Annotated in this window: 7 protein-coding genes and 1 tRNA gene; 3 read left to right on the top strand and 5 right to left on the bottom strand. The window is 33.4% G+C overall.

Going from position 1 to position 14220, the window contains the following annotated elements; translation table 11 throughout:
* Positions 1–181 precede the first annotated feature (181 nt).
* Positions 182–1837 carry a transcription termination factor Rho gene (rho, locus tag ABGB03_RS10725; RefSeq protein WP_347922513.1) on the top strand — a complete coding sequence of 552 codons (1656 nt, stop codon included), beginning with the start codon at positions 182–184 and terminating at the stop codon, positions 1835–1837.
* 129 nt (positions 1838–1966) lie between these two features.
* Here the strand turns inward: rho and rpsT are convergent, their stop codons facing one another.
* The 3 genes from rpsT to proS form a co-directional block, all read right to left on the bottom strand.
* On the bottom strand, positions 1967–2218 hold the full coding sequence (gene rpsT, locus ABGB03_RS10730) for a 30S ribosomal protein S20 (protein WP_347922514.1): 252 nt from the start codon (positions 2216–2218) through the stop codon (positions 1967–1969).
* A 21-nt stretch (positions 2219–2239) separates the two neighbouring features.
* Positions 2240–2311: transfer RNA gene (locus tag ABGB03_RS10735), tRNA-Glu, on the bottom strand.
* Positions 2312–2459: 148 nt separating this feature from the next.
* Positions 2460–3938 (bottom strand): proline--tRNA ligase, encoded by a 1479-nt coding sequence (gene proS / locus ABGB03_RS10740; RefSeq protein WP_347922515.1) that lies wholly within the window; start codon positions 3936–3938, stop codon positions 2460–2462.
* A 101-nt stretch (positions 3939–4039) separates the two neighbouring features.
* Between proS and ABGB03_RS10745 the strand changes: the two genes are divergently transcribed.
* Entirely contained in the window at positions 4040–5056 is a 1017-nt protein-coding gene (locus ABGB03_RS10745; RefSeq protein ID WP_347922516.1) for a hypothetical protein, read from the top strand.
* 28 nt (positions 5057–5084) lie between these two features.
* A complete protein-coding gene (locus tag ABGB03_RS10750) occupies positions 5085–6596 on the top strand; it encodes a transporter (RefSeq protein ID WP_347922517.1) in 1512 nt (503 codons plus the stop codon).
* Positions 6597–6652: 56 nt separating this feature from the next.
* On the opposite strand, the gene ABGB03_RS10755 is transcribed toward ABGB03_RS10750, so the two are convergent.
* Together ABGB03_RS10755 and ABGB03_RS10760 are read right to left on the bottom strand one after the other, a co-directional pair.
* Entirely contained in the window at positions 6653–10687 is a 4035-nt protein-coding gene (locus ABGB03_RS10755; RefSeq protein ID WP_347922518.1) for a T9SS type B sorting domain-containing protein, read from the bottom strand.
* 60 nt (positions 10688–10747) lie between these two features.
* The gene (locus ABGB03_RS10760) at positions 10748–14155 is read right to left on the bottom strand and encodes a T9SS type B sorting domain-containing protein (RefSeq protein ID WP_347922519.1); all 3408 of its coding nucleotides are present in this window, start codon (positions 14153–14155) and stop codon (positions 10748–10750) included.
* Positions 14156–14220: the final 65 nt, after the last annotated feature.

The following is a 14220-nucleotide window of genomic DNA, read 5'->3' on the forward strand; positions in this document are numbered from 1 at the left end:
TCTTTTTAAAACATATACTATTTATTAAAAATAAAGTTGTATAATTGCAGTAGTATTGTGCAACATACTGTACCGCACGACTTTAAATCTTCAAAAAAAACATATAAATTATTCTCTCAATTTCCCAAAGGAAAATAGGAACAATTTAATTTCTTAAAAACCCATTTATATTAATTCAACAATGTTTGAAATTTCACAATTAAAAGAAAAAAAGCTTCCTGAATTACAGGAAATAGCTAAAAACCTGAACATCTCTAAGTATCGTTCATTAAAAAAACTTGATTTGGTTTATCAGATCTTAGATTATCAAGCTGCAAATCCAACTTCGGCTCCAGCTCCTCAAAAAGCTGATAAAGAACGTCCGAGACCTCAACGACAAAAGAGAGAGCGTGTACAAAGAAATAATGACGCGCCTTCTCAAAAAACAATTGATTTTAAAGAAAAATCTGAAAACAATCCAGATATTGCTAAAGATCAACAAAAAAAGGAAGTAATCCCTCAAAAACCTGAGCCTTCAAATAAAGATTCTCAAAAAAGAGAACCTAAACAGCCAGAATCTACAAACAACGACTTACAAAAAAGAGAGCCTCAAAATCGTCCTCAAAAAGATAAAGATAGAAATCAAAATAGAAATCAAAATAAAGGCAACCAAAACAAAGGTAACCAAGGCAATAACGGAAACAAGGACAATCGTAACCGTTATCGTGAACCAGATTTTGAATTTGACGCTATCATAGAAAGCGAAGGCGTTCTAGACGTTATGCAAGATGGTTATGGTTTCTTACGCTCATCAGATTACAATTACTTATCATCTCCAGATGATATTTATGTATCGCAATCTCAAATAAGATTATTTGGTTTAAAAAAGGGAGATACCGTTTTAGGAAATGTAAGACCACCTAAAGAGGGCGAAAAATATTTCCCTCTAATTAAAGTAACAAAAATTAATGGACTCGATCCCCAAGTAGTAAGAGACCGTGTATCTTTTGAGCATCTTACACCGCTTTTCCCACAGGAAAAATTCAATATAGCTGAAAAACAAAGTACTATTTCTACTAGAATTATGGATTTGTTTTCACCTATTGGAAAAGGACAACGTGGTATGATTGTATCGCAACCAAAAACAGGTAAAACAATGCTACTAAAAGATGTAGCAAATGCAATTGCTGCAAATCATCCTGAAGTTTATCAAATGATATTATTAATTGATGAACGACCAGAAGAGGTAACAGATATGCAACGTAATGTTAGAGGCGAAGTAATTGCTTCAACATTTGATAAGGAAGCAAACGAACATGTGAAAATTGCAAACATCGTACTAGAAAAAGCTAAGAGACTTGTAGAATGTGGTTATGATGTTGTAATACTTTTAGATTCTATTACACGTTTAGCAAGAGCGTATAACACCGTTCAACCTGCTTCTGGTAAAATATTAAGTGGTGGTGTTGACGCCAATGCTTTGCATAAGCCAAAACGTTTCTTTGGTGCTGCTCGTAATATAGAAAATGGAGGATCCTTAACAATTATTGCTACTGCATTAACTGAAACTGGATCTAAAATGGACGAAGTAATTTTTGAAGAATTTAAAGGAACTGGCAACATGGAATTACAGTTAGATAGAAAAATATCTAATAGAAGAATTTTCCCTGCTATTGATTTAACATCTTCAAGTACGCGTCGTGATGATATTTTGTTAGACGAAGCTACAATACAAAGAATGTGGGTAATGCGTAAATACTTAGCAGATATGAACCCTGTAGAAGCTATGGAATTTATTAACGATCGCTTCAAACAAACTAAAAATAATGAAGAGTTTTTAATTTCAATGAATAGTTAGTTCAAAAGCTTCAAACAATAATAAATAAGCAAAGCCTTAGTTAAAAACTAAGGCTTTGCTTATTGCCAAATAAAAAAGCCTCTCTTTAAGAGAAGCTTTTTTTATTTTATAAAAGTTGTAACGTACTTACTATAAAGCAGCAATGTGCTTAGCAAGTCCAGACTTTAAATTAGCTGCTTTATTATCATGGATAATATTTTTCTTAGCTAATTTATCAATCATTGAAATAACTGAAGGAAATAATTTTTCAGCATCTTTTTTCTTTTCCATATCACGTAATTTTTTAATAGCATTACGTGTGGTTTTATGCTGATACTTATTTCTTAAGCGTTTTGCTTCGTTACTTCTAATTCTTTTTAACGCTGACTTATGATTTGCCATTTTGTTTTTTTTAAATCGTTGTAGCCCGTAGGGGAATCGAACCCCTCTTACCAGGATGAAAACCTGGCGTCCTAGCCGATAGACGAACGGGCCATTTTATTTTGAGTTTGCAAATTTAATTCTAAATTTTTAAACTCCTAATTGTTTTCAAATAACTTACAATGTTTCCATTGCGGATGCAAAAATACAACTATTTTTAAATGTTGCAACTTCTTAATGATTTTTTTCGCAAAATTTATTATTAATAAGCTTTTGCAAATAAAACTCGCTGTTTAGAAGCGTTTCCTGAGTACACACATTTACCTGCTTCAACTTCATTATCGATAGGAATACACCTAATAGTCGCTTTTGTTAGTTCTTTAATTTTATTTTCAGTTTCTGATGTACCATCCCAATGCGCAGAAATAAACCCTGTTTTATTCTCTAAAACTTCTTTAAACTCATCAAACGTATCTACTTCAGTAATATGAGAGTTTCTAAAATTAAGTGCCTTGTTAAATAATGCATCTTGAATTTCTTTCATTAAACTCTCAACAGTTTCAGTAAGTGCATCCAAAGAAACTACTTCTTTAGTTAATGTATCTCTTCTAGCCAACTCTACTGTTCCATTTTCTAAATCTTTTGGACCAATAGCTATACGTAACGGCACACCTTGCAATTCGTGTTGTGCAAATTTTGCTCCTGGTCTAAAAGTAGTTCTGTTATCAAATTTCACAGAAACACCTTTTACTCTTAAGTCTGCTATTATTTTATTGGCTACTTTAGATACCTCATCTAATTGCTCATCACTTCTATAAATAGGTACAATGACTACTTGATTTGGCGCTAAATTTGGAGGTAAAACCAAGCCTTTATCATCACTATGAGTCATAATTAAAGCTCCCATTAATCGTGTAGATACTCCCCAGGACGTTGCCCAAACATAGTCTTGTTTCCCTTCTTTATTTGTGAATTTCACATCAAAAGCTTTAGCAAAATTCTGACCTAAAAAATGTGATGTTCCAGCTTGCAACGCCTTTCCATCCTGCATTAGTGCTTCTATACACATGGTTTCCTCGGCTCCTGCAAAACGTTCGCTCTCAGTTTTTAATCCTTGAATAACAGGAATCGCCATAAAGTTTTCAGCAAAGTCGGCATAAACATTATTTATTAGCTTTGTTTCTTCCCAAGCTTCTTCTTTGGTTGCATGAGCTGTATGCCCTTCTTGCCATAAAAACTCCGCAGTACGCAAAAACAAACGTGTACGCATTTCCCAACGTACAACATTTGCCCATTGGTTTATTAATAATGGTAAATCTCTGTACGATTGAATCCAGCCTTTATAGGTATTCCAAATAATTGCTTCACTTGTAGGTCTTACAATCAGTTCTTCTTCAAGTTTCGCTTCAGGATCAACTCTTAGTTTTCCTTCATTATCAGGATCGTTTTGCAATCTGTAATGAGTTACAATAGCACACTCTTTGGCAAAGCCTTCGGCATTTTTCTCTTCGGCTTCAAACAAACTTTTAGGCACAAATAATGGAAAATATGCATTTTGATGTCCAGTTTCTTTAAACATTCTATCCAATTCAGCTTGCATCTTCTCCCAAATAGCATAACCATAAGGTTTTATTACCATACAACCTCTAACTGCCGAGTTTTCAGCCATATCAGCCTTAACAACCAGTTCGTTATACCATTTTGAATAGTCTTCGCTCCTACTAGTGAGATTTTTACTCATATATTTTAATTTGGCACAAAAATTGTGACTATGTTAAATAAAAAAATAGTTGGACAAAACTAACTATTTTTGTTATGTTCAACAATTTAATTTAAAGAGATATGAAATTATATAACTACTTAAATTCCAAAATATCCATAATTGGAGCGTTAATCCTAACAATAGGACTAACTTCCTGTGGATCTTACCAATATGCCAGTTATGATAATGATGGTATTTATGGAGAACCTGAAGTGATTGTTGACAAAGAAGTTAATTATGTTGAAACATCTAACGTCTCTGAAAACTCAAACTATTATAAAAACTACTTTAAAGAAAAAGCAGACGAACTTGATAACATGAATGCAGAAGGCGTTATTTTTACTGATATAGATTCTTATCAGGGCTCTTATAATGTAGAAAACGATTCTTTAAATCAAGAAAATTATGCTGGTTGGGGTTATAGTGATAATATAACCGTTAATATCTATAATAGAACTCCTCTTTATGATTCGTTTTGGTATCCGCGATATGGATGGTACAACAATTGGAACTTTGGCTATTATGGTTATTCTGACTATTGGTATTCTCCTTTTTATGTTGGGTGGAGCAGACCTTGGTATGGTTACGGTTATCCTTATTATTATGGTTACCCATATTATGGCTACAACAATTACTATTACGGAAACATATATAACAGAAGAACTTTAGCATATAGCGCAAGCAGAAGAGGATCTGTTTACGCAAATAATGGTGTAAGTGGAATCACAAATAGACGTAATGGAATAACTAGTTCTAACAGACGTAGCTCAATAAATAGTAGAACTACTAACTTAAGAAACAATGCTACTAGAAGTAGTAACTCTAGAGTTAATGCAACTAGATCTAGTAATTCGCGTGTGAATTCTCAATCAAGGCCAACAAGAAGTTCTCGTGTAGGAACCAGATCGAATACTACTAGATCAAGTAGATCAACAACAACTAGATCGTCTTCAACTAGATCTAATAACACTTCAACTAGATCTAATAACAATAGTTCTAGAAGATCTAATAATGTTAGTTCTAGCACTAGGTCGTCTTCTAACAATAGTTCAACTAGAAGTAGTAGTAGAAGTAATTCATCTAGAAGAAACAATTAAACAAGGTTGAAAAAGAAAAATTAAAAGTATGAAAAAGTTAATATTACTATTCATAGGTATGCTATCTATGTCTACTATGTACGCTCAAGATATTACTGATGCTGTTAGATACTCATCAGATAATGTTGAAGGAACAGCAAGATTTAAAGCTATGAGTGGTGCATTTGGCGCCTTAGGAGGAGATATTTCTGCTATGAGTATTAACCCTGCTGGTTCAGCTATTTTTAGTTATAGCCATACGTCTCTATCAATTTCAAGCTATAATTCTGATAATGAGACAAACTATTTTAATGGTGTAAATACAAACTCAAATTCCGATTTTGCTTTTAATCAAGCTGGAGCTGCTTTTGTATTTAACAGTCGAAATAATTCCCCTTGGAGAAAGTTTGTTTTAGGCTTTGCCTATGATCAAACTCAAAATTTTGATGATGATTTTTTTGCATCAGGAACAAGTACAACATCTATTGATAGTTATTTTTTAGCAAATGCTCAAGGTTTACGTTTGGATGAAATAATTGCTTTACCAGGAGAATCTATTGACGATGCCTATAGTGAATTAGGGGCTTCTTTTGGTTTTAGAAATCAGCAAGCTTTTTTGGGCTATGAAGCATACATTTTAGAACCAGATACAGATGATGACGATAATACGTTATATTTTTCGAACATCGCTCCAGGATCTTTTAATCAACAATATTCATACGCTGCAACTGGTTACAATGGAAAATTTGGAATTAACCTTGCTGCACAATATGAAGACAATCTATATTTAGGCATAAACCTAAATTCTCATTTTATTAATTACGATCGTTCTACATTTTTATTTGAAGAAAATTCGAATACTGGATCCTTAGTTACTGAAGTGGATTTTGAAAACAATCTTTCTACTATTGGTAATGGATTTTCTTTCCAATTAGGTGGTATTGCAAAACTTTCAAATGACGTAAGAGTTGGTTTAACTTATGATTCTCCAACTTGGTATACCATAAGTGAAGAAACAAGTCAATATGTAGCTTCTGTTAGAGACGATGGTGGACCAACTACAGCTATTGTAGATCCGAAAGTTATAAACATATATCCAGATTACAAATTACAAACACCAGCAAAAATAACAGGAAGTATTGCTTTAGTATTTAACCAACAAGGACTTATTAGCTTTGATTATTCTAGAAAGGATTATGGAAGCACGAAATTTAAACCAGAATCTGACACATATTTTGCATCTCAGAATACTGATATTTCAAACAATTTAAAAATAGCCAATACTTATAGAATTGGAGGTGAATTGAGACAAGACAATTTTAGCTTTAGAGGAGGTTATCGATTGGAACAAAGTCCATACAATGACACTTCTTTTTACGGTGACTTAAAAGGCTATTCATTAGGAATAGGCTACAATTTTGGAGGCACAAAGCTAGACTTAGCTTACGAAAATTCTAAAAGAGATATTAACTACCAATTATACAATGTTGGGTTAACGAATGCAGCGAGAATCAATAGAGAAAACTCAAACTTTACATTATCATTAAGCATGAATTTATAGTACAATTATTTTAACATACAAAAGCGCAATGAAATATTTCATTGCGCTTTTTTTTATTACCTCTTTAGCGTAAAATGTGCTCTAAATTGCTTTACCACCCCATCATTGGGCTCTTGAAACTCCACAATAAACCAATAATCACTAGATGGTAATTTTTCACCATTAAAAGTCCCATCCCAACCATTACCTAGAGGATTGAGTTGCTTTAATAATTTACCATAACGGTCAAATATATGTATGGTTGAATTTTCTTGAGAAGACATGCCTTTTATATTCCATGTATCATGATAACCGTCATCATTAGGTGTAAAATACCGTGGATAATCTATTACGATTTGTATTTGAGATATTTCGTTACAATTATATAAATCCCTCACATAAATTGTATGTTCTCCTCCTGTAACGTTTTCAAATCTTGGCTCACTTTGCCATGGTCCAAAATCTAATCTATAATGATATTCTCCATTTCCGATAACTTCAACTTCTATAATATTGTTTACAGAAAAAGTTTCAGATACTAAATTCACGGTTATTTGTTCTGGTGGATATGAGCCTACAACTTCAGTCGTTGCTGGAATTCTGCATCCAGTAACTATATTAGTTGCTACAACTGTATAAAAACCAATTGTGGTTGGAACATACATTGGCCCAGTTTCTCCATTTATAATAACGCTATTTGGATTACTATTCACCTCCGCTTCAGTACCATTATACCATTGAAATGTATATTCAAGTGGATTCAATTGTGTATCTATTGGTGGGTTTGGAAAAAATGTGGTTAATGTTGGATTTATAACCGCATCAGTATTATCTAAACAAATTACATATTTATCATATATACCAATTTCAGGAACAGGGTTTACAATAAGTGTTAAAGGCACAACTATAAAACATTCATTGGCTATTGGCTGCACTCTCACGTAAATTATTTGTGTGACAGCTACTGTATTTTCAAAGTTTACAAGATTTGTAATATTATTGTTATTTCCAGCAATTGCATCTGCTTCCAACTCATAATAAGTAAAACTAAAATCTATTGCATTTAGCCCATTTAAAATTTCTACTTCTCTTCTTGTAATATCAAAATAGTCAAACCCATTATTATCTGTTTCGCATTCTTCAATAGGAGTTGGGTTCTGATTTATATTATCATAAATTATCGTTTGCAACGATAAAACTGTAGTAGATGTACACAAATTTGCACCTGTGGCCAACACCAAAATATTTCTGTTTAAGAAAGTATTGGCATAGGCTGTAGGATTTGCAATAGGGTTGTTATTATCTAAATCTAATTGTGTTTCGTAATACGTTAAGCTAATAGAGTTATCACCATCCGTAATTTGGCTTTCTCTAACGGTTAAATCGTAATCAGTCACTACTTGGTTACTACAAATTCTTATACTATCTGGTAAGAAGATAGTTGGATTATGATTTACAACTAACTGAAAATTCATATCTGTAGTGCTATAACACTCTCCTGGATCACCAACACCGTTCGCGTTATCATCAAATTGGGCTCTTACATAAATTGTTTGAGGGTTTGTGATATTAGTATAATTAGCTGCATTAGCAATTGCAATATTATTAATAGCATCTTGTTCGCTTAAGTGATAACTAATTAAAACAGGTGTTGTTTGTGTTCCAATGACTTCAGAATCTTTTGTAGTTAAATCAAAAACTGCTTGGTCATTATCGCTACACAATTCATAATTAGTGATAATATTATTATCTGGTACTGGGTCTACATTTAAAGTAATATGTTGCCCTAACCCTAAACAAGCATTGATATTATCATTATCGACACGAACATAAATTTGTTGAGTGAATGCTAATGTTTCATTTCTATGGTTACTAATATCTATAATTGGATTCGTTTCAGCTAAAGCATCAGCTTCGTTAGTGTAATAGGTGATTGTTAAGTTTTGACCAATTGGAAATAACGCTTCTATTTGTGCTGTTGCATCACCAAAATCGAAAGATGCTATTCCATTAGTATTATCATTATCTACTAATTTATCATCACATACAAAATAGGTAAGATTAAATGCTGGCGGAATTTGTGTGGCTCCAACCACTAAATCAATTCTAGCAGTTCTATAACAACCATTAACTGTTTCAACTCTTGCATAAACCGAACTATTTAAAGCAGTTGGGTTCGTGTAATTGATAAAATTTGGAATTTGATCAGCAAGCAAATCATTATCAGCTTCTGCTTGTGTTAGATAATACGTAAATACTTCGTTAGCTGAATCATTAGATATTAAAACATTTGCTTCTGTTAAATTGAATGGTGTATATCCATCAGCATCATCATCACACTGTGTTAAAATAACTACTGGAGAAACTACAGGCAATGGGTTAACTATCAAATCAAAACTTGTCGTTTCATAGCAATTTGTGTTGCCTCTATTTTCTATTCTTGCAAAAATTGTTTGCGGATTGCTAGTATTTTGAATTGGGTTAGTGATTTCTGTTCCAGCAATTGCTGTATCTGCTGCTGCTTGACTGTAATAAAATTTTATTTCAAATTCGGCAGCAGATTGAGTTCCGTAAATCTCAGCTTCTTTCAATGATAAATCAAACGTTACAATACCATTAGTATCATTTCCATCATCAAGATTATCGCACAATTCAAAATTAGTAGCTGTTGCCGTAGGGCTATTGAATACATCAATAATAAAATTCCCAGTCTCATAGCAATTAGTATTTAAATTGTTTTCTATTCTAGCATAAATAGTTTCGTCTTGATAAGCAATTTGATTTGTATAAGGACTTGTAATTGGGTTAGAATTAGCGTCAGCATCTACTTGCGACGTATGATAACTTACAGAAAAAACCGTAGGCAATTGACTTCCTAAAACTGTTGAGTTTAACGTTGAAAAATTAAAAACCCAAAGACCATCATTATCATCATCACAGATTAATTGATTAGGAATTGCATTTAATATTGGCGTATCAAAAACATCTATAGTAAAAGAAGCAATACTGTAACAACCAGTAATCGTATTTTCTAATCTTGTCCAAATTGTTTCTTGTGTGTAAGCTATAACATTTGTATAAAGATTAGACAAATCATTAATCCCTAAATTGGCATCATTCTCGGTTGAGTGATATGTTACATTTGCATTTAGCTCTCCATTTCGGATTAAAGCTTCATTTTGCATTAAATCAAATTGCGTAAAACCATCATTATTATCGTCACATATATATAGATTATTTGGCACACCTATATTTAAAGTTGGGAGTACTACAATATCAAACTCAGTAGTTTCAAAACACCCAGAAGCTATATTGGTAATTCTAGCATGTATAGTTTGTGGGCTTGTAATATTATTATAATTGGCTGGATTTAAGATAGCATTATTATCTATTTGAGCATCACTATCTGTGATATAATATTTTACATCTACTCCAGTTTGCGTACCAACAATAATTGGCGTATTCACCGTTAAATCAAACTCTGAAATACCATCATCCACACCATCGGTATCACATTGTTCAATATCTAATGCTGTTCCAGTTGGCGCATCTATTGTTGGTGGTTCATTAAATGTGGCTGTACCACCAAACTCTAAATCAAAACCTGATGAGGTACTAGACCAATTATTAATAAAAAGTAAATAACGCTCACCATTATTAACTGGTAATGGTGCTAAAAATCCATCGCCAGTACCTGGGCCTTCAGATGTGTCGGTTGTTCCATTTCCCAAACCAGTTGAGCCATCTCCTATAAACTGAGTTGAAGAACAACGTACTGGATTAACTAAAGTATTACAAGTTGCATTTGGTCCATAAATAGCCCAATCGTAATCATCAAAACCGTTGTTAGGTTTTATTACAAATTCTAAAAGCCCTGGATTATCTATAGTTATTTCCAACCACACACTTTGACTCTCAACATTTCCAGTTGGTAAACAAGGAGGATTCGGGTTTGTTGCAAAATCATCATTTCCTGGACCAGTTGGTGTATAGGTAAAGTTAATACTGCCACAAATTACAGTTGCGTTACCACAATCGTTAGGTTCTTGTGCAAAAACTCCGAAAACACTTATTAAAAAAATAAGAAATGTAAAATGTTTTATCCTACTCATGAACACTCAATAAAAAATTGAAGTCTCGAAAATAAGAAATTTTTTAAGTAAAAGTTCTTTTTATCGTTTTAAAGCAAAATGAGCACTATATTCTTTCTTATCACCACTATTTGGCTCAATATACTTTACTGTGAACCAATAATCTGCCGATGGAAGATTATATCCATTAAATGTACCATTCCAACCATCACCTGTTGGACTTATTTGCTTTAACAATTTGCCATATCTGTCAAAAATGAATATTTGTGCATTTGGCTGTGAATTTATGCCAGAAATATTCCAAGTGTCGTTATAGCCATCTCCATTTGGTGTAAAAAACTTAGGATAATCAATAACTGTAACTGATGTGCTGGCAAAACCACAACCATTTTTATCTCTAACCATTACTATATGCTCTCCTAAAGATACATTTTCGAAGATATTACTATCTTGCCAAGGCCCATTATCTAAGCTATATTCATAGTCTCCTCCTCCTAAAGCTTCAACTTCAATAATATGATTATTTGCAAAAGCTGAAGATGTTACTGTTGCAGTCACAAGAGGAGGAGTACTTTCACTAACTGTAGTATTCTCTACTAGTTGACAGCTAGTTATATTATTAGTTACTGTGACACTATAGTCGCCAGATTGTGTAGCTAGATAACTTGAATCTGTAGCTCCTAAGATAACAACATTATTTAAACGCCATTCAAACGTATAATCAAAAACAGATAATCCTGTATCTATTAATGGAGGCCCAATAATTTCTGTACCATTGGTATTCACACAAATTACATAGTTATTATCTAAAGCGAATTCAGGCAATAAATTCACATTTAAAGTCAACTCAGTAGTAGCATAACACACGGCATTTATCGCAGAAGTATCATCAACTCGCGCATAAATAATTTGTGGATTAGAAGTGTTTTCATAAGGTGATCCTAATGCATTAACTCCAGCATCAGCATCTGTTTGCGACGCATAATAGCTAACTACATTAACTAATGGGTCTTGTCCATCCAACACAAAAGCATCTTGGGTAGTTAAATCAAATTGAGCAAATCCATCATTGGCATTAAAATCATCACATAATGTATATTCAATAGGAACTAAATCTGCATTTGCTGAAGGTGTATTAAGTTCTTCAATATTAAAGCTCATTGACGCATCATAACAATTTGTGTTTATATTTCTAATGTTTGCATAAATGGTTTGAGGATTAGATATATTGGTATATGGACTTGCTAATGGGTTTGCTCCTGTGTTAGCATCAGTTTGAGAAATATGATATGTAACTGCAAAATCTGTTGGATTTTGACCGTTTAAAATTTCAGTCGTTTTAGATTCTAAATTAAACTGAGCCACACCATCTGCATTAACTTCACAAATAAAATAATCGGTAACTGTGGTAGCATCTGGCAATTCATTAACAAGAATATCAAAATCAACGACGACAAAGCATGACGTGACATCGTTGGTGACTCTCACATAAATAGTTTGTGGCGAAGAGGTGTTTGTATATGTTGTCGGCGTTCCAATTGCGTTTACGGCATTTTGGGCATCTGTATCATTTTGGTAATAAGTTGCTGTGACCCCAACTTCTCCATTTAAAATGTAAGCTTCGTTAAGAGTTAAGTCAAATATTTCTTGATTATCTCCTGTGTTATTATCATCACACAGTTCTATATCTGGTGCATCGTCTAATGAATCTGGATTTGGCAATACATTTAAGTCTAGTGTTGTAAAGCCAAAACAACTTGTAGCACTATCAGTAACACGCACATAAATTGTTTGCGAATTAACTACCGTATTTGTGTAAGATGTTGCTGGATTTATTGGACTAGTGTTACTTATTGCATCAGCATTAGTTTCAAAATACTGTACAGACCAATTGGGATTTCCCCCTGTAATTTCTGAGTCTTTTATAGTTAAATCAAAAACTGTAAACCCGTCATTAATGTTGTCATCACATAAATCTATTGGAGTTGGCAATAATGGGATTACTTCTGGTAGTACTTCAACACACACCTGCTCAGTATATTCGCAACCAAAATCATCAATAACCCTATAAGTGTAACAATGTGTTCCAGATGTTGTAGGTTGCACTGTTATAGTATTCCCAACAGTATTTGTAATTGATAAATCGGCATCCCAGCCCTGAGTAGGATAACTTGGTGTAAATGTATAATTTGAAGCAAATAATGACTCATCGAAATTTAATGCCCAACTAAAAATAGTACCATCATCTTGTGCTAGATAATCAATAATTTCTAAGGACCATTGACCATCTATTGGTGTTCCAACAAAATCGTTAAAATCTCCTACAGGCAAATAAGTTCCTGCCTCAACTGTAAGGCTAGTTGTTGGTGTTCCAGATTGAACTAAGTTGCCATCAGGTAATAAGTTAGTAGCTGACATTGAAAAACAATACTCCCAACCTTGTCCTGGTCCTGTACCATCTGTTACAATAGGGTTTCCAAGTTGTAATGATGTTCCTGTTCTATTATGTAAAGTTACCCTTTGTCCATTTGGACTTATAGCAGTTATCTCTAAGTCGCCAATATAAGTATGCTCCATAACTATACATATACTTTCTAATTGCGCGATGTTGGTCAAGTTTTGCGATTGAAAACAATCTAAATCTAAAGTTGAAGTAAAGGTAACGCCTTGAATATCTCCAAGAGCTGTTTCTTCTCCTCCATTAGCACAATTCGCAATTTGAGTAACTGGAGTTACCACACCTTCAATAGTTGTGGACTCCCCTAAACAAAAAGTATCATTGGCAGCTTGTGTACCTGTAAAATCCGGTGTCGAAGACACATATACAAAAATAGATTCTTTATTTGTACTAGTACACCCTTGAGGGCTTGCATCAGTAACAACAAGACTTACTTCATAGATTCCCTCATCATTAAATGTGTAATTAGTACTAAAAGCATCACCTATTAAAGGGCCTGTAAGAGAAACACCATCTCCCATAAATAATTCATAAGATGCTCCTACACCACTAACCGAAAACGCACCACTCCCATTAAATGTTATGTTATCCCCTTGACATATCCTTACAATACCATCTGGGTCAGCAGCTGGAAGCGTAGAGTCTAAACTTGCTACAATATTTTGGCAAGGCTGAAAACAAGATATAGTTGCTTCCCAGCCTGAAAATGTATTAACACTATCAGTACTTTGAGCAATTGTGAGGCATCCAAGTGGATTAGGTTGTGCCGATGCTAAAGCAGCGGTAACCAATCCTGGACTCGTCGCGCTAAAAGTACCTATAACATCATAGGTTGTGTCTGGTCCATTATAAATAGTAATAAAATCAGCGTTCGCCTCTAAGTCAAAAGAAGTAAAATCTAATTGAATTTGACTTCCTAGAATATTTGGACATAAAGTATGTGTGATTGTTTCGTTATTTCTATAATTACCAACACCTCCCGAATCATAAAATGTTCCAGCACATGTATTACTTCTAGTTCCATCTGTCATGTATATCATTTGTGCAAACATTGATAACGAACAAAAAACAAAAAATAGAAAAAGTAACTTTTTAA

This window comes from Pontimicrobium sp. SW4, from assembly GCF_039954625.1.
In the GTDB taxonomy this organism is placed as follows: Bacteria; Bacteroidota; Bacteroidia; order Flavobacteriales; family Flavobacteriaceae; genus Pontimicrobium.

Coding starts and splice junctions, on each gene's coding strand:
- rho (WP_347922513.1), top strand. CDS start 182: ATGTTTGAAATTTCACAATTAAAAGAAAAAAAGCTTCCTGAATTACAG.
- rpsT (WP_347922514.1), bottom strand. CDS start 2,218: ATGGCAAATCATAAGTCAGCGTTAAAAAGAATTAGAAGTAACGAAGCA.
- proS (WP_347922515.1), bottom strand. CDS start 3,938: ATGAGTAAAAATCTCACTAGTAGGAGCGAAGACTATTCAAAATGGTAT.
- ABGB03_RS10745 (WP_347922516.1), top strand. CDS start 4,040: ATGAAATTATATAACTACTTAAATTCCAAAATATCCATAATTGGAGCG.
- ABGB03_RS10750 (WP_347922517.1), top strand. CDS start 5,085: ATGAAAAAGTTAATATTACTATTCATAGGTATGCTATCTATGTCTACT.
- ABGB03_RS10755 (WP_347922518.1), bottom strand. CDS start 10,687: ATGAGTAGGATAAAACATTTTACATTTCTTATTTTTTTAATAAGTGTT.
- ABGB03_RS10760 (WP_347922519.1), bottom strand. CDS start 14,155: ATGACAGATGGAACTAGAAGTAATACATGTGCTGGAACATTTTATGAT.